Consider the following 23,361-nt stretch of genomic DNA (forward strand, 5'->3'; position numbering starts at 1 on the left):
ACAAGTCACAAGAGGAATATTATGTATAAACGTCTTCAATCTATTCTACAAACAAAATTATTCTTGAAGCTTACGAAGCTAGTAATACTCATTGGATTAACTAGTGCAATTACATTCTACTTTTCTGCTCGGGAGCCAAAAAAAATTGAGGAATTTAATGTGTTAATTTTTGATACGAAAATTAAGCTTCCTTCGGATTATTATTTATTGGTACCAAATGGTAAGGAAGAAATTCAGCTCCCTGGTGGAAAAAATAGTCAGATATTGGTTGGAGGAAAAATAAAGGAAGAATTTTTATCCTATTTGAAAAAAAATATGAAAACCAACGAAAGTAAATGCGGTTTGAGTATTATGTCTGGAGGGGAAGATGTGAAGTGGAAAATTTTGTATAGTGAGATTAACTATATATTTTTCGCAGGAGCAGAATCGATTCAAGCAGCGAATCCAGTGCTTGAGGAAGTTTGCGAGAATATAAAAAATGGGATAGTTTGGCATTCAAAAAAATAATTGACTTTCAGTGATTCGGAAAGCCAAGGATGGGCACCGCTCTTGTGCCACCCTGAGGAAGAGCAAATGCATCAATCCGCTTGTCACACGCCTTGCAGGCCGCGCAGAGTAATTGACTAGGCGCACGGGGCAAGGCGTGCGCCAAGCTAGTGCTATTCGTGCGTGAAGTTCGCGGCTCCGACACGCAGCAAAGCCCAATCAGATGAAACAAAGTTCGCTCCAAAGTTGCTCACCACCGCGCGTTGCCGTGAGTCAGAAAACAGCCACGCAAGAGCAAGGTCAAAGGCACAGCCGTTGCGGGGGAAGTCGCTGCGCGATGTTCACATAATGCCCGCTATGTGAAATTGCCCAGTCGTTACACTGTGCTTCACTTGGTGGTGCAATCACGCCTACGTGTACGACGCCAATGCTAACGTACAAAGCATCACGGACGTGCAAGAAGGACTCAATACGCGCAACTTAACGTATGACAATGTAGATCGCCTAAAAACAGCGACGGGTTACTTTGGCAATGCCAGCTATACCTACGACAGCTTAGACAATCTTAAAGCGAGCACTGTCGGCAGCCGCAGCAACATTCACACCTACAATGCGACAACGAACCTTCTGAGTAACATCAGCAGCAGCGACAGCAATTTTAACTTTGCTTACAGCTACGACACGCAAGGCAACATCATCCAACGTGGCACACAAGTTTACGCGTTCGACAAAGGCAATCGCCTCACCAGTGCAACGGGCAAAGCGACCTATAGTTACGATGGATTGGGACACCGAGTCAAAACCACGAATGCGGATGGCAGTACGCAGATCAGCATCTATACACCGGCAGGGCAGATCCTCTTCACCAACAAAACAGGGGGAACTAATCCGGGTAAGACTAGTTATATCTATTTAGATCGTCATCAAATCGCTGAGGTGAAAAATTGAGAACGCCAATCAATTTCACACCGATTAACGAATTGACGAGGACTAATACGATGAAGCAAACTATGTTGATGAAGACCAAGCGATCCATCAAATTTGTCTTGACGATGTTACAGCTACTAGTGCTGCTGTTGACCATGTGTTTAGGCATGAGCAGTCACGCACAAACGGGCAATCTGACAATCACTCGCACACCGAGCACGATGATTGCTGGTCAACCCTTTACTGTCGTGTGGAGCAGTACCGAGCCAACGGCGGTTGCCACCAAGTATAGCTGTGTTTCACCGGCTGGTGGATTTGCGGGAAGTGCCAGTTTGAGTGTGTCAGGTAGTGCGAGTGGTACGGCAGATCCAAACTGGGTTTGGAAAGACTCGACCTGTACTTGGACAGTTGTCAACGCAGCTGGCACTACTCTGGCTAGTCGCACAGACATCATGAAAACGGTGCCAGCGCCAGTAGCTGGTGTGAGCTACATTCACACGGATGGATTGGGTAGTCCGGTAGCCAAGAGTGATGCGAACGGGAATTTAATTGCGACTAGTCGGACAAGATATGAGCCGTATGGCATGGCGGTGGCTGGCACGGCGACTCCGACGATTGGGTTCACGGGGTATGTCAATGATGCCGATACGGGTTTGACGTATATGCAGCAGCGGTATTACGACCCAGTTGCAGGGAGGTTCTTGTCTACTGATCCTGTGTTAACGGATGAGAACTCGGCAGCTCATTTCAATCGATATGTGTATGCAGAAAACAATCCATACAAGTATATCGATCCTGATGGGTGGCTTGTCTTTTTGGCACCAATGGCTTGGGGGGCAGCTATTGGTGGGGGTATTAATTTGACCGCTCAGTTGGTTCGTTCTGGTGGTGATTGGAGCCGTGTGAACGTTAAGCAAGTCCTTGTTGCTGCTGGTGCTGGTGCATTATCTGGTGGCGCGGGTGCGATATCATCAACGGCTGTTACAACGACGGGAATGGTGGGGGCGAACGTTGTTTCAGGGGCTGCTATAAGTGCTGTAGGAGCTCATGTCAGTGCAGCGGTTGACGGAAATAAGGCTTCCACTAGTGACGTATTGAGTGCTACTTGGAAAGGTGGAGCAGCCTCTGGTTTGGCAGGTGCAGCAACCGGAGTTCCGAGTCTTGCGCAAACAAGTGCGATCCCTGGGACAGCAACTAAAGTCGGGGCTGCCAATATAATTGAAGGTATTCGTACTACAACCTCAAGTACAGGGAAACCATTGAGTTACGCTGCTCCTGCAGGACAAGCAGTTGCCAATCGTGTGGGGGATATTGCTTCGAACTCAACCAATGTAGAACAACAGCCGAAGGATAAAAAATGAAAATGAAAATGAATCATTTGTTTCGTACTTATGCCAAAGCAAGCTTCTCCTTTTGGATGAGATTCAATATTTTGTTTTTAGGGATGTATGGTATTGCATACTTTTCCGGTACGGCAACTTTGACTATCTTGGAGTGGCTTACTATCTGCAATGGCGTTTATATAGTTCTTATTTATCCAGTAATTCTGTATAGACTAGTGAAGCATCAATCGTAATGTTATAAGTCCGTAGAAAACATGGGGTCGGGTCTTGACATGCCACATTTGAAGTCCGTAACGCGTAAGGAAGTTGTAAGGTGCAATGGGTTTTATCTATTGGACCATTCCAGCCGTTGAATTACTCGGCAGATAAAGAAGAAGCTAAGCGTAGTAATCCGCTTGTCACACGCCTTGCAAGCCGTGCAGAATAGTTGATCAGGCGCACGGGGCAAGGAGTGCACCAAGCTAGCGCCAACCGTGATTGGTGTTCGCGGCTTCGACCAGCAGCAGAACCTAATCAGGTTAAACAAAATTCGCTCCAAAATCGATCACCATCGCGCCATGCCGCGAGTCAGAAAAGAGCCACGGTGCTGAGGTGAAAAATTGAGAACGCTATTCAATTTCACACCGATCAACGAATTGACGAGGACTAATACGATGAAGCAATCTATGTTGATGAAGACCAAGCGATCCATCAAATCTATCCTGACGATGTTACAGCTTCTGGTGCTGCTGTTAACCGTGAGTTTAGGCTTGAGCAGTCACGCACAAACGGGCTCTCTGACCATCACGCGTACACCGAGTACGATGATTGCTGGTCAGCCCTTTACTATCACGTGGAGCAGTACCGAGCCAACGGCGGTTGCCACCAAGTATAGCTGTGTTTCACCGGCTGGTGGATTTGCGGGAAGTGCCAGTTTAAGTGTGTCAGGTAGTTCGAACGGTACGGCAGATCCAAACTGGGTTTGGAAAGACTCGACCTGTACTTGGACAGTTGTCAACGCAGCTGGCACTATTCTGGCTAGTCGGACAGACATCATGAAAACGGTGCCAGCGCCTGTGAACGGTGTGACCTATATTCACACCGATGGCTTGGGTAGTCCTGTTGCCAAAAGTGATGCAAACGGGAATTTAATTGCGACTAGTCGGACGAGGTATGAACCGTATGGGATGGCGGTAGCTGGAACGGCGACACCGACGATAGGGTTCACGGGGCATGTCAATGATGCCGATACGGGTTTGACGTATATGCAGCAGCGGTATTACGACCCAGTTGCAGGGAGGTTCCTCAGCACCGATCCTGTCTTAACGGATGTGAATACTGCGGCGAGTTTTAATCGGTACACCTACGCATTGAACAATCCCTACAAATACATTGATCCAGATGGGAGGGATGCTGGCGATCCTTTTAAGACAGCTAGAGCCGCTGCTATAGATGTTATCAAGTCAATTAATCCTACTTCTAAGTCGAAAAATATCGAACACGCTGGCCTTATTTATAAAGATAAAGACGGGAGTTTTAAGGCGACTGAACCAAAAGCGGGTACTACACAACATTCAGATCCGTTCAAAAGTCCTGCTCCTAAAAATACGACTATTATCGGCGGTTACCATACACATGGAGAATATTCGTTAAAAGATAAAGACACGGGCAAAATTACCGCTACAGCCGACCCGAAACGAGACAACGTTGGTAGTGATAAATTTTTAGATAATGACAAGGTTTTTATACGTCAGCAGAACCCTAATTTCATAGGTTATCTGGGAACGCCAGGTGGGAAAATATTTGAATATGATCCATCCAAAGGGAAACCAGACACGGTAATTTATTCGCCCCAAACGGAGAAGTAATTATATGACTACACAATTACAAATTCTTATCAGGTTCGTTTGCGCTTTAGTATTTATTTTTCCAGTTACGGCTAATGCGAATGAAAAAGCTAGATATTCCATCAAAAATTCTATTGAACTTTCCGGCGTCGAATTGAATGTGGTTTCAGTAGCATTAGAGGATTTTAGGAAAAGCAAATTTGATTTAAAGAACTATCGAATTTTTATTATTCGTCAGAAAGATCAATATGAAATCATATTCTTGCCAAATTTGCGGCCGGGAGAGAAGTCTTCGTTTGGAGGGGGCACTGAATTGGGTGATGAGTTACATTATTTTGTTTCTAAAAATGGTGTGATAATAAAAATGGAGTATGCAAGATAATTCGGTCGGGCGTAATTGGTAAGGTGCAATGGGGTTTATCTATTGCACCATTCCAGCCGTTGAGTTACTCAGCAGATAAAGAAGTATCAATCCGCTTGTCACACGCCTTGCAAGCCGCGCAGAATATTGGATAGGCGCAAGGGGCAAGGCATGCGCCAAGCTAGTGCTAAACGTGCTCGATGTTCGCGGCTTCGACGAACAGCGAAGCCTAATCAGGTGAAACAAAATTCGCTCCAAAGTCGCTCACCACCGCGCGTTGCCGTGATTCAGAAAAGCGTCACGCAAAGTCAAGATCAAAGGCACAGCCGCTGCGGGGGAAATCGCTGTTCATGTCAATGATGCTGATACTGGTTTGACATATATGCAGCAGCGGTATTACGACCCAGTTGCAGGGAGGTTCTTGTCTACTGATCCTGTACTAACGGATGTGAATACTGCGGCGAGCTTTAACAGATATACCTACGCATTAAATAACCCATACAAATACATTGATCCTGATGGACGTGATGCAGGTGATCCTTTCAAGACAGCTAGGGCCGCTGCTATAGATGTTATAAAGACAATAAATCCGCAGTCAAAAAAAGAAAACAAAGAGTATGGAGGGAAAATTTACAAAGACAAAGACGGTTCATATAAAGCAACTAAGCCAGTCACGCATGCAGAGGGTGGCTTTCAACCAAGTGCAGTTAATGTTCCCAAGGATGCAAAAGCTGTTGGGGACTTTCATACACATGGTGAATATTCAATAAAAGATAAGAAAACAGGCGAAGTTACGGTTACTGCTGACCCGAAACGAGATAATAGGGATTCTGATAATTTTTCGGACAAAGATAAAGCAGGGATCTGGAATGATTCTGGAAATAACTCAGAATATAAAGGGTACTTGGGCACGCCAAGTGGAAAAATACGAGAATTTGATCCTTCTACTGGACAAGATAAGGTGATTAAATGAATAAATATCTAATATTCGTGTTATTCTTTTTTGTGACTACAGCCTCAGTTTGCACAGCTGAAACGTATAATGGCGACAAAGATATAATTTTTCCTAAAGGAACAGTGGAGCTGTCGGGATCGGAGCTGAATGCAGTCTCAATTGCATTGAAAGATTTCAAAAAAATGAAATATAAACTCAAGAATTATCGGGTCTTCATTGTTCCTAAGAATAAAAATTACGAAATTGTTTTTCTTCCTCGCGACCCAATTGGAACTCCAACGGTTCGGGGTGGTGGTAATCAGTTTGGCGATGAAGTACATTACTTGGTTTCTGAAAGTGGTGTGATATTGAATATGAATTTCGCCAGATAAAATAAAGCTTTGGGAATACCATCAATCCGCTTGTCACACGCCTTGCAGGCCGTGCAGAATGATTGACCAGGCGCACGGGGCAAGGCGTGCGCCAAGCTAGCGTTAATCGTGCGTGAAGTTCGCGGCTTCGACAAGCAGCAAAGCCTAGTCAGATGAAACAAAGTTCGCTCCTTCGTCGTTCACAACCGCACTGCGTCGGCAGTCAGAAAAGCGCCACGCAATGTCAAAGTCAAGATCAAAGGCACAGCCGTTGCGGGGGAAATCGCTGCGCGATTTCACATAATGCACACTATGCGAAATTGCCCAGTCGTTACGCTATCGCATCTCATGCATAACGGACATTATGTCTGACTCTCCTACACTGTTGTGCCTTGTCAGTCGTCAGGTGGTAAGCAAGATCAGCATGACAGCGTTGCCATCATGCTTAAATTCCGAGCCGATGTGCTGGTGTGCTGGCTATCCATCAGCTCTCTGACGGACAGTTTTGGGAGCGTTCTTCATTATCCCCGTCAATTCTGCTGCTGCATAAAGAGTGGCTATTCGTAGTCTAAATTGCAAAATAATTCCTTGCTTTTAAGTAAATGCTATGGCATTGTATTAATTGCATTGTTGATTTTTAAATACAACAAAACTCCGATTCTGCCGTGAAGTTAGCCAAGATGCATTTGTGTCGTTTTAAAATAAATACTTTAAATTAATTTCCCCTATCTTATTCGTCCATTAAATTAAGGAATCTCCCGTCATGCATTTATCCGAAAGGCCAAAATTTAAAGTAGTGGTAGCGAATTTTTTGTGTGCGTTAAGTGTACTGACCTTAGCCCAAGCGACACAGGCACAAAATGCTACCAATATTTATGCGGAACAACAAAAGTTAATTAAGTCACCGCATGCATTTGCTACGTTGGGAGCAGATCTATTTGGGGATAAAGCCAATTTGTACAACGGTAGTTTGGAGTTCACACAGACCGATCTCAGTTTAAAAGGGAATCATGGTCTGCCCGTCTCCGTTGGGCGACGACTTGTTGCAGGTTCCAGTCATCCTGGTGGTCTGTTTGGTCGGTGGGATTTGGAGATACCGCACTTGCATGGTGTCTTTTCGTATAAAGATGGCTGGAATGCAAAACTGGACAAGAGTAATCAACGATGTACAAATTTTGGGGCTCCGTCCAGTGCATCTGGTGTTGGTGGATTTTCCGCGTGGCATGCGTCTGAATTCTGGCATGGTAATTTTTTGTATGTCCCTGGTCTCGGGGATCAGGAAATGCTCAAGCGTAATACCACGGCATCGCCTGGCCGACCCAATAATAATGTTCCTACCAATGGCAATTATCCGATCGTGACACGGGACTTATGGTCATTTAGTTGTATTACGCTACAAAGCGTTAGTAGTAAGAATATTGAAAATGGGGAAGGGTTTTTGGCGATTTCGCCCGATGGTACGCAGTATCGGTTTGACTGGTTGGTCAGCCGATTGTCAAGCGAGTTGTCGAAGGGGTCATCGGGCCCGGCTGCGGCTGCGGTGAAGAAACCAGCACTCACGTCGAATATGACGTTAAAAAATGCCCCAGAGCTAAGTGTCGTTCCATCGACGAACTCCCTGGTCAGAAGCGAGGTATGGATTTTACCAACACAAGTCACAGATCGCTATGGCAATTGGGTGAAATATACCTATGACACGACGGATAAATGGAAGTTGACAAAAATTCTTGCCAGCGATGATCGGCAAATTGAGTTGACCTACGTGCCTGGTACCAGTAACGTTCAAACGGTGACGGATGGTGTCCGCACCTGGACCTATACCTATACGGCATCGGCAGGCTTAAATCAGGTGAGCTTACCGGATGGCAGGGCATGGCAACTGGCTGGCGTAGATGCCCTGGCCTCTTACAATGTACCAAGCACAGGGTCGCTTGATTGCGAAACAGCCGCGGCACTGACAGATTTGCCGCTCAATGGCACGATGACCCACCCAAGTGGTGCCGTCGGGACATTCACGATTAAACCAACGACCCATGGCCGCGCACATGTGACGCGTAGTTGCATGCCGGTGTTAATAGGTGGAGAAATGGGAGAGACTTATGCGCAATACCCCAAGTATTTCGCCACGTATTCATTGATCAAAAAGGACATCACGGGGCCAGGGCTACCCTCTGCACTGACGTGGACATATAACTATGGTGTCGAAAACGTTGATTGGAGTGGTAACTGGGATGACTGTACGGGTAACTGTCTAGATACCAAAACGGTGAAGGTGACGGATCCCAAAGGGGACATCATACGTTACACATTTGGTAACCGTTTTAAGGAGAATGAAGGGAAGGTACAAAAGGAAGAAACGATCGCCCAGAACGGTAGCATATTACGGTCTGTAGTGACGCAATATCTCAATCCTAGTGTGGGGACGCATCCTGATCCTGCCGGTTACAGCGATCAAAGTCGGGGTGATCAAGAAATCAATACGCGCTATACGCCCGTGAATCAAAAGCGCACGACTCAGCAAGAGCAAACCTTCACTTGGACAGCAACACAATTCGACGACTATGCTCGACCAACGAAGGTCACGAAGAGTGGTCCAAGTGGTAGCCGCAGTGAAACGAGCGTTTATTTTAATAACACCAATAAAACGGTGGTAGGTCAACTCCGTCTGGTGACCAATGATGACACTGGATTGGTGATGCAAGACAATACCTATGACCCGGTGAATGCCAATTTACTCACTGTCAGCCGCTTTGGCTTACTCCAAGAAACACGGACCTACAATACCGATGGCACCCTGGCAACGAAGAAAGATGGCCTCAATCAAACGACAACGTTTGGCAACTACAAACGCGGCATTCCCCAACTAGTCACCTATGCCAATAACAGTACTGAAAGTGCCATCGTCAATAACATAGGCTTAGTCACTTCCTTAACTAATGGCGCGGGCACCACAACGACCTTAGGCTACGATGCTATGGGGCGTCTAAGTAGCATTACCTACCCAACAGATGCTGGTATTACTTGGAACAACACGACCATTAGTTTTGTACCAGTGGCATCCGCTGAAAAAGGCATCGCTGCAGGTCACTGGCGTCAAACTGTGAGCACAGGTAATGGGCAAAGCATTACTTATTTGGATGCCTTATGGCGCCCGGTACTCACCTCAACCTACGATACAGCAGATCAAGCGAATACAGAAAAGTCTGTTCTGAGTAAGTTTGATCACAACGGTAAAACGCTGTTCCAATCCTATCCGCAACGCAATATCGCGTCGGTTGCCAGCGTCGTCAATGGCGTCACCACGACCTACGATGCACTGGGACGCGAGACAAAGTCGGAAGCCAATAGTGAACTAGGCGTACTCACCACGTCGACTGCGTACTTACCTGGTTTCGGCAAACAAGTGACCAATCCGAGGGGGCACTCAACGATAACGGAATTCCAGACGTTTGACGAACCAGTAGAATCTGCCCCGACGAAGATCACAGCACCAGAAGGCATCACGGTCCAAATCACGCGTGATGTATTTGGTAAAACCAAGAGCATCACCCGCAGTGGCAATGACGGTGGAGCAGGCACCGTGACCGCCACCCGTTCTTACGTCTACGACAGCAACCAGCGACTATGTAAAACCATTGAACCCGAAGTCAATGCCACCATCCAAAGCTACGATGCAGCCAATAATGTCACATGGCGTGCTACAGGTATCAGCTCACCGAGTACCACCGCCTGTGATCAAGCCAATGCGGCTATTGCAGCAGCGAAAGTCAGTTTTACGTACGACAGCTTGAATCGTCTGTTCACCACCAGCTATGCCGATGGCAGTCCCAATATCACCCGCACCTATACCAATGATGGACTGCCATTGACGGTATCCAGTAATAGTGCAGGTACGCCTACGTGGACCAGCACCTACAAAAACCGCCGCTTACTCGAAAAAGAAAGCCTCAGTTTTGAAGGTGGCACCTACAACATCGTCAGAACCTATGACGCCAATGGTAGTTTATCGACGCTGACTTACCCGGCACAAAGCGCAATCGCCAGTGTCGACTTTGCACCGAATGCCTTGGGGGAAGCGAGTAAGATCGGCAGCTACGCCAGCAACGTCAAGTACTACCCGAACGGTGCGGTTTCTGGTTTCACTTACGGCAATGGCATCGTGCACACCATGGAACAATACATCCGTGGACTACCGAAAAAATCGATCGATGCAGGCATTCTGAATGACTTCTATATCTACGATAAAAACGCCAATGTGGAAAGCATCAGGGATGATCAAGAAGGACTCAATACGCGCAACTTAACGTATGACAATTTAGATCGTCTAAAAACCGCCACAGGTTACTTTGGCAATGCCAACTACATCTACGACGGTTTAGACAACCTCAGAATCAGCAGTGTCGGTAGTCGCAGCAACATTCACACCTACAATGCGACAACGAACCTTCTGAGTAGCATCAGCAGCAATGATAGCAACTTTAACTTCGTGTACAGCTACGACACGCAAGGCAACATCATCCAACGTGGCACACAAGTTTACGCGTTCGACAAAGGCAATCGCCTCACCAGTGCGACGGGCAAAGCGACCTACAGTTACGATGGCTTGGGACACCGTGTTAAAACGACGAATACAGATGGCAGTACACAAGTGAGCGTCTATACGCCAGCAGGACAAATCTTGTTCACACAAAAGACCGGTGGTACCAACCCAGGCAAGACGAGTTATATCTATTTAGATCGTCATCAAATCGCTGAGGTGAAAAATTGAGAGCGCCAATCAATTTCACACCGATCAACGAATTGAAGAGAACTAATACGATGAAGCAAACTATGGTGTTGAAGACCAAGCGATCCATCAAATCTATCCTGACGATGTTACAGCTACTAGTGCTGCTGTTGACCATGAGTTTAGGCATGAGCAGTCACGCACAGACTGGCTCTCTGACCATCACGCGCACACCGAGCACGATGATTGCTGGTCAACCCTTTACTGTCGTGTGGAGCAGTACCGAGCCAACGGCGGTTGCCACCAAATATAGCTGTGTTTCACCGGCCGGTGGATTTGCGGGAAGTGCCAGTTTGAGTGTGTCAGGTAGCGCGAGCGGCACGGCGGATCCAAACTGGGTTTGGAAAGACTCGACCTGTACTTGGACAGTTGTCAACGCAGCTGGCACTATTCTAGCTAGTCGCACAGATATCATGAAAACTGTGGCAGCGCCAGTAGCTGGTGTGACCTACATTCACACGGATGGACTAGGTAGTCCTGTTGCGAAGAGTGATGCGAATGGGAATTTAATTGCAGGTAGTCGGACAAGGTATGAACCGTATGGGATGGCAGTGGCTGGAACGGCGACACCGACGATAGGATTCACGGGTCATGTCAATGATGCTGATACCGGTTTGACGTATATGCAGCAGCGCTACTATGATCCTGTCGCGGGGCGGTTCTTGAGTACAGATCCTGTGCTCACTGACTACAACACAGGGGCTAGTTTCAATCGATACACCTACGCGCTTAACAATCCGTATAAGTATATGGATCCAGATGGGCGTGAGCCGACGCAAGTTTTTTTGGTTTTTACACCGCTTGCAGAAGGAAAGACTACTTTTGGCTATCACATGTTCATAAAAGTGGTTGGAGACGGCGCGAAACCGTTTTATGTGCGGGCAGGCCCTTCTCCAAGTGCTAAAGATTCCCCGTCTTCAACTCGGGTTTCTAGTGATGCTACTGGAACTGCCGATCGAAATAAACAAGCTGGATATGGAAATCTTAGAGCTGATGTAGGAGACGCAGCTAAACGTGCCGACGCCGGGGATCAAAAATTTCAGCAGTATGTGGGTGATATAAAGATGAGCGTGACCGAGGCAGCGACTATCTTGACGAATTTTAGTAATCAAGTGAACGCTTCAAATATCCCGTATATTCCAACAAGTCAGAATAGTAATGCTTTTGCGGCACAGGCAATTACTACTTTAGGCTTGCCACGACCCGTTCCAGCTGCCACTGCTGTCGGGAGTCAAACGAAACTACCGGTTCGTACCGAATCTGAAAAAGGAGAGAACAAATGAAGAAGAAATTCATTTTCTTCGGTTTGTTTCTAGTAAGTGGAATTGTCATTTTAGGATTTGTCATGAGCAGAAAAAATGTCAACGATTCGCTCTTGTGCGATCCAGAAGCGAAGAGTGTCATGAACAATTTCTTACTTGGCGAAGCTTATAGCTCGGTTTTGGTGAAGATTCGAGAAGCAAACATGAAGTATGTCGTATGGGCCGATGGAATGGACGTGATCGATGTTGATGAACCCGGCACTACGGGGCGGCTCGAAGTTTCAATTACTCTTGAGAAAAAGGATATGTGGTCTTTAACGGGACGAAAAGAAAAGATTACTCTTGAATTTGATCGATCGCAACGCCTAGAACGTTGCGAATGTACTGTTGTCTTTATAGGTCCTTAGGGGCAGGCGTAAGCAATTTGTAAGGTGCAATGGGCTTCATCTATTGCACCATTCCAGCCGTTGAGTTACTCGGCAGATAAAGAAGAAGCTAAACGTATTAATCCGCTTGTCACACGCCTTGCAAGCCGCGCAGAATATTGGATAGGCGCACGGGGCAAGGCGTACGCCAAGCTAGCGCTAACCGTGATCGATGTTCGCGGCTTCGATAAGCAGCAAAGCCTAATCAGATAAAACAAAGTTCGCTCCCAAGTCGCTCACAACCGCGCTATGCCGTGAGTCAGGCAAGAGCCACGCAAAGTCAAAGGCACAGCCGCTCCGGGGGAAATCGCTGCGCGATGTTTACATAATGCCCCTAGGCGGTTTAGTTTTGAAGAAAGTCTGCCCAAGTTTGCATTAGAGGACGGCGCTGCTCTAGTAGGTCAGTCCTATGATAAGCTGCCTCAACTTTATTTTCTACTTGGTGTGCCAACGAGCGTTCTGCTAGATCACGAGAATGACCATTTTCGCTGCACCAATCACGGAAGCTAGATCGAAAGCCATGCGCCGTCGCGACCCGACCAGGGGTGTCGCTTTTTGCCTTCACCCGCCTTAAAAACGAGGTAAGCACCATGTCGGATAGTTCTTTTTGTTTGCGAGGTGATGGAAATACAAGTTCTTTATGCAAACCTTGTTGTGACCGCAAAATTTCAATGGCACGTTTTGAAAGAGGTACACGGTGAAGTAATTTTGCTTTCATGCGTTTTGCAGGCACTATCCAGACGGCTTCTGTAAAGTCAACTTCTGGCCATGTCATACCCCTGACTTCGCCTGAGCGCGCAGAGGTCAGTATTAAAAATTCTAGCATTGTTCGTGTGACGTCATACTTGTTGCCGTTTTTGAAATGAGTGTTAATGAACTGAGGAATGTCCGCCCAAGGCATAGCTGGTTGATGTTTTGTTCGTATTGATTTACTAGGTTGTGGTGGGAGTAGGTGCTGTACAACATCTACAGGATTTGATGGACAATATTCATGCGCCCAACCCCAAGCCATGACAGAATGAATACGTTGCTTGATCCTACCAGCTGTTTCTGGAATTTCAAGCCAAATAGGCCGTAAAGTATCGGCAATATGTCTTGGTTGGATTTGATTGAGCAGTAATTTTCCGATTAATGGAAACACGTACTGTTCAAGGGTATTGATCCATTGTTGTCCGTGCTTATCGTTTTTCCAGCTTGGTAGTAGTTCAGCGTGAAGTAGTTTAGATGCTTCTTGGAATGTGGGAACTTCTAATACTTTAGCTTCTTTCTCTTTTTCTTCTAACGGGTCAATACCTCGCTCTATTTTGGATCGCATGTCTAACGCAACTCTTGCTGCTTGAGCAATACTAACTTCGGGGTAGCTGCCCAATCCAGCATTGCGGCGCTTATGCGTAATTGGGCTGACGAATCGTAAGACCCACTTTCCTGACCCTTTTGTGTTGGAGGGGTGTAGTGCTAATCCAGTTACTCCACCATGAGGAAGAGTGCCTGATTCTAGGGTAATTGTGCGTGCTTTGACGTCAGGTAATGTAGCCATTATTGGGTAATTAGGAAAAACATTGAGGATTCAGTATGCCATGTAGTATGCCATTATTTATTGGTTCTTAATAGCTTTGGTTGAACTGGTTTGGAAGTGGATTTTATTTAAGTCATTGATTTATATTTGTATTTATATATTGATTGGCTTAGAATAGATTGTTTTTAAGCAGACACCGTCTCCGCCAAAGAATTGGTGCCCGCTTAATGAAAATTAAGCGGGCATTTTTCTTTTTTGCGTCTTTGCTAGTATTTGATGTGTTTTGTAGTTCAGCGTAACTGAACTCTCGCGTATTCATTCGCCCTTCTAATTACATAATATTCCCCACCCCGCACTTTACAAATAAATGTTGTAGCGTCATCACGACTTTGATAGTAAATTGATTATCAATTTGATGATTAGGGTGTAAACTCCGGTCTTTTTTGCGCAAACTAGCTAACTAGAAGAAATAGAGGGAAATATGTTCCATAAAACAAAAATCGCGACCGCTTTGTCGATGTTAGTGATATTGAGTACGGCGACGTCGCTAAATGCCGCGCCGAACACGGTATTGAAAGTAACACCAAAGCTTGCATCAACAGCGTCAGCAATATCAGTAGCACCAAAACGAAGTGTACCTAGTGTTGCTGAAGCTGAAAAGTTTTTAAAAGATGCTGAAGCGCGTTTGGATAAGCTGGGCATTGCGGCACAGCGTGCAGTCTGGGTGTATGAGACGAATATCACGGATGATACTGAAACAATTGCTGCTCAAGCGAATGAAGTGGCGCTTGCGGCAGTCGGTGAAATTGCAATTCAGGCGCGTCGTTATAATGATTTAGCTTTGTCGGTCGACAACAAACGAAAGCTGAAATTGCTGCAACTGAGTTTAAGCTTGAGCGATGATCAAGACCGCGCAGATTACACACGTTTGTCGGCGCAAATGAGCGGTGCCTATGGTAAAGGTAAATTCTGCAAGACGCCCGGGGATGAAAGCAGTTGCATGAATCTCGGTCAGTTGGAAGCGGTGCTTGCAAAGAGTCGTAATCCGGCTGAAATGAAAGAAGCTTGGTTAGGCTGGCACCAACAAGCTAGCAGCTATAAAGACAGTTATGCACAATATGTTGAAGTATCGAACAAGGGCGCACGTGAAATGGGCTTTGCTGATACTGGTGCTTTATGGCGTTCACAATACGATATGCCAGCAGATGCTTTTGCGGCGGAGACTGAGCGTTTATGGCAACAAGTGAAGCCTTTATACGATTCCTTGCATCAGTATGTACGTTTGAAGTTGCAGCAAGCTTACGGTAAAAATGAGGTGCCGACAGAAGGCCCAATTCCTGCTCACTTGTTTGGCAATATGTGGAGTCAATCCTGGGAAAATTTGTACCCTATAGTGAAGCCACAAGGTCTTTCTGCGAACCTAGATATTTCCGATACGCTCAAACAAAAAAATATCGATGCCAAAGGCATGACCAAATTTGCCGAAGGCTTCTACACTTCGTTAGGAATGGAAGCTTTACCTGCTTCATTTTATCAGCGGTCACAATTGACCAAGCCACGTGATAGGGAGGTGGTGTGTCACGCTTCTGCTTGGGATGTCGATGGTGATCAGGATGTGCGCATTAAAATGTGTATTAACCAGACAGCTGAAGATTTTCTGGTGATACACCACGAACTTGGCCATATCTATTACGACCTGGCGTATCGCAAGCAGTCTTCCTTGTTTAAAGGTGGTGCAAATGACGGATTCCATGAAGCGATTGGTGATACGGTGGCTTTGTCCGTCACTCCCAACTATTTGAATAAATTGGGGCTGTTGAGTGAAGTTCCTGATGCCTCACAAGACATTGGCGTATTGATGGACAGAGCACTACAAAAAGTCGCATTCTTGCCGTTTGCCTATCTGGTCGATCAATGGCGTTGGAAAGTCTATAGTGGGCAAGTGAAACCTCAAGATTACGATAAAGTATGGTGGGAGTTGCGCGAAAAATATCAAGGCGTAAAACGCCCTGCAGCCAGCAATGGCGATGGTTTTGATGCGGGTGCCAAATATCACGTGGCATCTGATACTCCTTATTCACGTTATTTCTTAGCGACGATTTTGCAGTTCCAATTGCATCGTGCATTGTGTCGTGAAGCGGGTTATAGTGGTCCTCTAAATCGTTGTTCTATCTATGAAAACAAGGCTGCCGGCAAGAAATTTCAAGCAATGTTAGAAATGGGTACAAGCCGGCCTTGGAACGAAGCCTTGAATGCTGTTGCAGGAGAGGATAAATTGGATGCGACTGCCATGCTGGATTATTTTGCGCCATTGAAAGCCTGGTTGGATGCGCAGAATAAGGAATTGGTAGTGAAATAAAACAAAATCAAAAAAGTGGATTATTAGCCTGCTTAATCGAGCTATTTATTAGGACTACTTTTTAGGACTATTTTTTAGGTCTGTATTTTAGGACTGTTTAGAATCCCGGCATCAGTCGATTGCTAAGGCAGTCCTCTGGTGTTTTGTGCCAACCTGTGGAGGATGTCATTGCCGTAGGTGAAACTTGGATCACACCATTTGCAAATGTTGAAATGTGATAGTTGGATCCCGTACTTGTGTCCCCGTACTTGATTGCATCAAAAGTAATTAAATTGCGAATCGCTTTGATCGTTGTTTGCAATGGCAATCGGTATTGAATAGTCGAAATTGGAAAGTTAAAACTGACGCTATTTTCCTTTGACGCCATTCTCTATTTTTCTATCAATGTTTCTTCTGATTTTCTTCGTACGATTGTATTAATGGCCTGACTAGGAATGGTTGATTAAACAGCCTTGCCTGTGTGATACTTTGTGTATAGAAGACATTCCCTTATCGAGAATAATCAATCCTAGATAGGTCGTCGGTACTAACAAGATAGAAAAGTCTTGTATCGTGATAGTCCTGATCGCTTTGGAAATAAATAAAAAGGAAAATACCTGTGAGTCAAATAATTCGCCGTTTATGCTTGCTCTTACAGTTGATTTTGTTGACAGCGTGTGGAGGTGGTGGCGTCGGTGTGCCAGCAGTGCAAAATGACACTACGCAACTCCCGAATGGTGCCATTAGTTTGAATTTGGTGAGAGCCGACGGCGGCAGCGGGAATAGTTTTGAGATTGGCAAAAATTTCGTCGCGAAAGTGGTAGTGACGGGTACGGACGGTAAGCCCGCGCCTAATGTGGTCGTGAGCTTTGCTCTGCGAAATTCTTTTGCCACATTCAATCCCGCGAGCGGCACGGCATTAACCGATGCAGCAGGCCAGGCGCAGATAACACTAACGGCAGGAAGTCAGGTCGGTGCAACTACCTTGGCCGTACAGGCTAAGCTTGCCAACGCCGCCGAGTCCGTGAAGGCAGAAGTGCCATTTGCCGTGATTGCTGGTACAGGTGTGGTTTTAACCGACGGGCAAATTCAACTAGCTTTGAGCGACAAAGATGGTATCAAGACGAATGTACTTTCAGGGACGAATACCCTAGTCGCACGCGCCACGGTATTAAATAACAAAGGATTACCTGCACCTAATGTGGTTGTCTATTTTAGTGTTGATACAGCGATTGTCAGTTTACAACCCGCAAGTGCTACAGCATTGACAAATGCGGAGGGCGTAGCAATTGTTAATTTAGCGGCAGGAACGGGGCCAGGGGCGGGCACCTTGTTTGCAACAGCAAACGTGACTGGCAATGTCTCAATCAGCACAAAAGCCACTTTTGCGGTTAGTCCTAACACCAATAACAATTCGCCAGAAGGGAAAATTCAGCTAAGTTTGCTTGATCTGAACGGTGCTCCATCTAATCTGATTTCTGCGACTAATAGTTTGAGTGCACGTGCCAGCTTAGTGAATCAATTGGGTGTTCCAGCTGCGAACGTCGTAGTCACTTATACACTGGATTCTGGCATCGCCAGTTTGCTTCCGACATCAGGAACTGCGCTCACAGACGCGAATGGAGTCGCGCAGATTAGTTTAAAACCCGGAGTAGGTAGTGGTGCGGGGTCAATTACTGCTACAGCAACTATTGTGGGTTCTCAGCCTATTAGCGCCAAGGCGAGTTTTCAGGTTGGGGCTCCGGCATCCGCCATCCCTGCAGCGGTCAATTTTATCGTGGCAACACCATCAAATAACTCCATTGTGATTCAAGGGGCGGGTGGGAATGGACGTACTGAAATCGCTTTATTAAAGTTTCAGGTAGTTGATAGCTCTAATGTTGGTATCGCTAATACCAAGCTTAATTTCTCAATTCAAAGTACTGAGACTGTGAGCCTAGTTGCCACTTCTGGCATCACGGATGGTGCCGGTATGGTGACCGCCGTGGTGCATTCTGGCAGCAAACCAACAACGTTACGGATCGTAGGCACAGTGGATGGCATGCCGATCAGTGCCATATCCGATACTGTGACAGTCACCACCGGATTGCCGACACAAACCCATTTTGGTATTCATGTGGAAAACTATGTTGTCGAAGGTTTTGATTTTGGAGGCACGCGTAACGTGATTTCAGTCATGCTAGCTGATGCGAATGGCGGCGTAGTAGCGAATGGTACACCGGTGGTGTTTACGACGGATAGTGGTGCAATCATTGGTGACAATGGAAGCTCAGATAATGCCCGATGCCTGACGCAAAATGGTCAGTGCCAAGTAGTGTGGCGCAGCCAGACACCTGCTAAGCCAGTCGTCACCATAGTAGCGACTACCACCGATGGCAGTTCCTCCTTGAGTACATCTGCCTGGTTTATTAATAGTGCTTCGAGCGGTAATATTTCCGGTGTTCCTGCGAGCGTGAATTTTTCAGCGGCAAATTGCGTGCCGCAGACTTTTGATTTGACGGTGAGTGACAGAAACGGCTATGTCATGCCGACTGGCACAACGTTAACTTTACAAGATCCAATAACCGTAACGGGTTCCATTTTTGAAGCCAGTGTTATGGCACCTTTTGCTATAGCACCATTTTTGCCAGTCAAGCAGGGCACAATGCATACCTTAACCTTAATGCCGGTTGCAAATTGCCCAGCGGGCACAGGCCACATCTTCGTGCAAATGAAGAGCCCACTTGGCGTAAGCAGCAATTATCGAATTAATGTGAATTATTTATGAGGTAGTTAGAGCTTATTGCCGTTCAGTTATTCAGTTAAGCGAATAAGATGTTCGTCATAGTTTAAAGACCATCAGCGTGGGGGCATCAAGGCGAGGAAAACAGTGAAAGGCGGGAGCTAGCATTCATACATTTTTCTCAAAATTTACCTTAATTTTTTGAAGCGGTGAGACTTTTACGATTCGAATTTTCTAGTGCGATGTATCACGTGACCTTGCGTGGGGATAGGTGTCCGTGGTCGGCGGCGTTGGCTTCGGTGTGTGACCGCTTTAACTGGGTGGTGCATGCATATTATCAGATGACGAATCATTGTCACTTGTTAGTCGAGACCGTCGAAGGAAATTTGTCGACGCGGATGCGACAGTGAAACGGTTTGTATACGCAACGCTTTAATCGTCGGCACGGCAGTTATCGCGTTGTGAGGTACTTAACCCGGTACGAACGAAGATGGTCAACTTGGCCGAGGAGTGGCTTTGGAGTAATTATCCTTTTGTGATCGCGGATATTATTGCACCAGAATGACTTGATACCGATTGGTTGCTAGGGTAGTTTGGATCGCAACGTAATTCTGCACGGCTGGCTTTTAAAGAATTTGTTTTGCAAGGGCGGGCTTCACCTTTGCTTGCAACTAAACATCAACTATTGTTATGTGATGAGGATTTCATCAAACAACATCAAGCGACACTCCAAGATAGCAATTTGCGAGAGCTGTCGATCGCGCATAAGCGTAGCCTGGCATTGAGATTATTGGAATATAAAACTGACGCCATTTTTTTGATGGCTTTTTTGCTTTTGGTAAAACTGAGCTAATTAGGTCTTAGATCGGCTTACTTTGGAGGTGTCGAGTGAGGTTAAATGCGTTGAAAATCTTGAAAAGTAATAGGCTATTGGCGCCTTCTTCTTTGCGGAAATTTAGTTTCTTAGTGCTAGTCGTATGTACTACATATGGCGCATTTGCTTTTAGTAGTTATAGATTAATAGACGCTGGGAAACAGCACATTACGGCTAAGCATGTGGATATTTTGATTGCCAAGGCTTTGAAGTATTTACCTTTTTCATTTGCGATTGTGGATCGAACTGAATTGGATTTAATACTCGCTTATCACATACTTCATCAAAAAGAGAATGAATATGTTGCCATGATGTCGAATGGTGGAGTTGCCCTTAAAATGTTTCAGGACGTAGAGGAAAAAAATCATAATTCATTTCCAAAGTATTCAAGTATTTCGCAACTTCAATTACTTAATCTCCTAGTTCGAATGCCGTGGAATGAAAATCTCAGAAGATTGAGTGATATATATTCGAAAAAAGTTCGCGACAATCTAAATGCGCGGTTGTACGACAGTGATGATGAATCGACAGCGCACGAAAATCTAGCCATCTATTTCGCGCGAATAAATTCACGCAAAGATATTGATGATCACGCAGCTTTAGCGGATTCCATAGACTTACAACAATTTGAGCCAACAATTGCTGAAGCATTGATGTTTATTCGTTATCAGCGAATAGCTATGGGAGCTTGTATTTTTGGTGCAGGGAACGATGTTTCATGGAGTTTAAAAATCAATCCAAGAGAAGCGAAAGCAGTTAGGCAACATTTCTTAAGAGATCAGTACTATCAGGCATGGGATATGGCTTTGGTAAAGACTGTAATCTTGGGATCAAAAGAAGAGTCTTGCAAAAATTTGGCAATTAGACATCAAAGTTTAGCTGGTGCCGTAAATTAAGCCTGTTCATTGTGGAAGAAAATGGAATGGACAGATTTTTTTGGGAGGTAGAGCTGTAGGCGTAACAGTCTGGTGCCTTACGATGGCAGAAAACGGAGACTGTTTTGGCGGCATTACATGACGGCGAGTCGGGCTGTTCGTGCGTCGGAGATTGCCTGAGCTATTTGCCGTACTCATCTGTTTCCTTGCCTGTAAGCAATTGGACAACTCGTCTAATAGCCTTACATAAAAATTATTTTGCGTGTAGGCTGTCTTTTTTCAGTAAATGTGTCTTGAAATTCATTTGAGCTTCGTCTATTGTGCAATGCACCAATAATAACAAGGAATGCAATTGGCTCACGATCACACTAAGAGCAGCTTGTCTGCATTGACATTAGCTGCAATCGGTATTGTTTATGGCGATATCGGCACTAGTCCTCTCTATACCATGCAAGAAGTTTTTGATCATAAGCATGGTCTTGCTTTAAACCCTGAAAATATTCTCGGAATTGTTTCTCTTATTGTTTGGGGTTTAATTATTATCGTTTCCCTCAAATACGTGACTTTGGTTTTGCGGGCTAGTAATCGCGGCGAAGGTGGGATTATGGCGCTCGCTGCATTGACTTTGGAGTCGGTGGGTAAGAGCTCAAAACTGCATTTCCCTCTGGTGATACTAGGTGTTGTCGGCGCCTCTCTTTTTTATGGAGATGGGGTTGTGACCCCTGCGATGACAGTCTTGTCTGCGATTGAAGGCATCAAGGTGGCGACGCCCGCACTTAAGCCCTTCGTTGTGCCTTTAACTCTCATCATTTTGATTGGACTATACGCGGTGCAGTCACGTGGTACGGCGACGATAGGTAAGCTATTTGGCCCTGTGATGGTGCTGTGGTTCGCGGTGTTGTCTGCGATGGGCTTGTACAATATTTTACGTATGCCTGAGATATTAGCGGCTTTTAATCCTATCTATGCGCTTGAGTTCTTGTTTTTGCATCGCTGGGCGGCTTTTATCGCTCTGGGTGCAGTTGTATTGGCATTTACTGGTTCGGAAGCTTTGTATGCAGATATGGGGCATTTTGGTGCTAAGCCGATTCGTACCGCCTGGTTCTTTATTGTATTTCCGGCTTTGGGTTTGAATTATTTGGGGCAAGGTGCATTGCTGATGATAGATCCAAGCGCGGTAGAAAATCCCTTCTTTAATCAATTAGGTGATTGGAGTATTTATCCGCTGGTAGTGTTGTCTACAATGGCCGCGGTGATTGCATCTCAGGCGACGATTTCTGGTGCATTTTCTATGACTAAGCAGGCGATTTCATTGGGCTTTTTGCCGCGTATGAAGATTGTGCATACGTCTTCTAAAGAAATTGGACAAATTTATATCCCGGTTGTGAATTGGTTGCAGTTGGCGGCTGTGGTTGGGGCGGTGATCGGATTTGGCTCGGCATCAAACCTGGCATCAGCCTATGGGATTGCGAATACTGGCACGATGTTGGTGACATCTATTTTGACCTTTTTCGTGATTCGTTATGGTTGGAAATACAATTTGGCCTTGTGTATTGCATCAACGATGTTTTTCTTGTTGATCGATATTTCCTTGTTCTCGTCAAATGCTTTGAAGTTTTTCAGCGGCGGATGGTTTCCAATTGCGCTTGGATTTGGGATTTGTGTGGTGATGCTCACTTGGCGCAGAGGGCGTGCATTGGTTTTCGATAATTTGAAAAAACATGCCATTCCCTTGGAAGAGTTTTTGGAATCTTTGTTTGTTTCACCTCCGGTGCGTGTCTACGGTACTGCCGTATTCTTGCGGGGTGAAGCTGATGGCGTACCGCATGCTTTATTGCATAATTTGTCGCACAACAAAATATTGCATGAGCGTGTTATTTTCATCACTTTGCATAATCGTGAGATTCCTTGGGTGCCATTTTCTGAACGAGTCAAAGTGAGTGATTTGGGGAATAATTGTTTTCAAATTGATGTTTTCTATGGCTTTAAGAATGAGCCAGATATTCCGAATGCTTTGGAGTTGTGCGCGCCTTTTGGCCTGCATTTTGAACCTTTGGATACTTCTTACTTTATTTCGCGTCAAACGATTATCTCGAGCCCTGGCAGTGGAATGGCGATGTGGCGCGAAGGCTTGTTTGTGACGATGTCGAGAAATGCACGTGATGCGGCGGATTACTATCAAATTCCTAGTAATCGGGTAATCGAGGTTGGTGCCCAGGTCGAAATTTAATATTTGCACCGTAAGTCAAGAATAGGGGATTGAAGGATTCTGGAGTTTGGGGCTTATAAAACTAAAATAGCTGTGCTATAATCTT

16 protein-coding genes are annotated in these 23,361 nt (G+C 45.7%); 15 read left to right on the forward strand and 1 reads right to left on the reverse strand.

All coding sequences use genetic code 11. The features are described from left to right. The first annotated feature begins 21 nt into the window (after window positions 1-21). The 11 genes from H8K55_RS15030 to H8K55_RS15080 all read left to right on the forward strand — a co-directional run bounded on the left by H8K55_RS15030 (window position 22) and on the right by H8K55_RS15080 (window position 12,934). Entirely contained in the window at window positions 22-507 is a 486-nt protein-coding gene (locus H8K55_RS15030; protein ID WP_186942889.1) for a hypothetical protein, read from the forward strand. A 393-nt stretch (window positions 508-900) separates the two neighbouring features. Continuing rightward, window positions 901-1,434 (forward strand): hypothetical protein, encoded by a 534-nt coding sequence (locus H8K55_RS22200; protein ID WP_186942890.1) that lies wholly within the window; start codon window positions 901-903, stop codon window positions 1,432-1,434. 50 nt (window positions 1,435-1,484) lie between these two features. Next, complete coding sequence (locus tag H8K55_RS15040) at window positions 1,485-2,774, forward strand: RHS repeat-associated core domain-containing protein (protein ID WP_222612490.1); 1,290 nt, start codon at window positions 1,485-1,487, stop codon at window positions 2,772-2,774. A 635-nt stretch (window positions 2,775-3,409) separates the two neighbouring features. Next, window positions 3,410-4,603 (forward strand): RHS repeat-associated core domain-containing protein, encoded by a 1,194-nt coding sequence (locus H8K55_RS15045; RefSeq protein ID WP_186942891.1) that lies wholly within the window; start codon window positions 3,410-3,412, stop codon window positions 4,601-4,603. A gap of 4 nt (window positions 4,604-4,607) precedes the next feature. Further along, the gene (locus H8K55_RS15050; RefSeq protein WP_186942892.1) at window positions 4,608-4,964 is read left to right on the forward strand and encodes a hypothetical protein; all 357 of its coding nucleotides are present in this window, start codon (window positions 4,608-4,610) and stop codon (window positions 4,962-4,964) included. A 319-nt stretch (window positions 4,965-5,283) separates the two neighbouring features. Further along, window positions 5,284-5,916 carry a DUF4329 domain-containing protein gene (locus H8K55_RS15055; protein WP_329605051.1) on the forward strand — a complete coding sequence of 211 codons (633 nt, stop codon included), beginning with the start codon at window positions 5,284-5,286 and terminating at the stop codon, window positions 5,914-5,916. After that, complete coding sequence (locus H8K55_RS15060) at window positions 5,913-6,269, forward strand: hypothetical protein (protein ID WP_186942894.1); 357 nt, start codon at window positions 5,913-5,915, stop codon at window positions 6,267-6,269. Before H8K55_RS15055 ends, H8K55_RS15060 begins: the two co-directional genes overlap by 4 nt. Before the next feature lie 742 nt (window positions 6,270-7,011). Then, window positions 7,012-11,016 carry an RHS repeat domain-containing protein gene (locus H8K55_RS15065; RefSeq protein WP_186942895.1) on the forward strand — a complete coding sequence of 1,335 codons (4,005 nt, stop codon included), beginning with the start codon at window positions 7,012-7,014 and terminating at the stop codon, window positions 11,014-11,016. Between the two features lie 50 nt (window positions 11,017-11,066). After that, window positions 11,067-12,317: an RHS repeat-associated core domain-containing protein gene (locus H8K55_RS15070; protein WP_222612492.1), complete on the forward strand. Its 1,251-nt coding sequence runs from the start codon at window positions 11,067-11,069 to the stop codon at window positions 12,315-12,317. Further along, entirely contained in the window at window positions 12,314-12,703 is a 390-nt protein-coding gene (locus H8K55_RS15075) for a hypothetical protein (protein WP_186942896.1), read from the forward strand. Before H8K55_RS15070 ends, H8K55_RS15075 begins: the two co-directional genes overlap by 4 nt. A 24-nt stretch (window positions 12,704-12,727) precedes the next feature. Next, entirely contained in the window at window positions 12,728-12,934 is a 207-nt protein-coding gene (locus H8K55_RS15080) for a hypothetical protein (RefSeq protein ID WP_186942897.1), read from the forward strand. Window positions 12,935-13,064: 130 nt separating this feature from the next. On the opposite strand, the gene H8K55_RS15085 is transcribed toward H8K55_RS15080, so the two are convergent. Further along, entirely contained in the window at window positions 13,065-14,258 is a 1,194-nt protein-coding gene (locus H8K55_RS15085) for a tyrosine-type recombinase/integrase (protein ID WP_186942898.1), read from the reverse strand. A gap of 460 nt (window positions 14,259-14,718) precedes the next feature. Between H8K55_RS15085 and H8K55_RS15090 the strand changes: the two genes are divergently transcribed. From H8K55_RS15090 to H8K55_RS15105, 4 genes are all read left to right on the forward strand, one after another. Next, window positions 14,719-16,596, forward strand: a complete 1,878-nt coding sequence (locus tag H8K55_RS15090; RefSeq protein WP_230408647.1) for a M2 family metallopeptidase — start codon at window positions 14,719-14,721, stop codon at window positions 16,594-16,596. Between the two features lie 598 nt (window positions 16,597-17,194). After that, window positions 17,195-19,342 (forward strand): Ig-like domain-containing protein, encoded by a 2,148-nt coding sequence (locus H8K55_RS15095; protein ID WP_186942899.1) that lies wholly within the window; start codon window positions 17,195-17,197, stop codon window positions 19,340-19,342. Between the two features lie 843 nt (window positions 19,343-20,185). Beyond that, window positions 20,186-21,067, forward strand: a complete 882-nt coding sequence (locus H8K55_RS15100) for a hypothetical protein (protein ID WP_186942900.1) — start codon at window positions 20,186-20,188, stop codon at window positions 21,065-21,067. Window positions 21,068-21,392: 325 nt separating this feature from the next. After that, window positions 21,393-23,276: a potassium transporter Kup gene (locus H8K55_RS15105; protein WP_186942901.1), complete on the forward strand. Its 1,884-nt coding sequence runs from the start codon at window positions 21,393-21,395 to the stop codon at window positions 23,274-23,276. Window positions 23,277-23,361: the final 85 nt, after the last annotated feature.

The organism is Affinundibacterium flavidum, from assembly GCF_014284175.1.
GTDB classification, from domain to species: domain Bacteria; phylum Pseudomonadota; class Gammaproteobacteria; order Burkholderiales; family Burkholderiaceae_D; genus Undibacterium; species Undibacterium flavidum.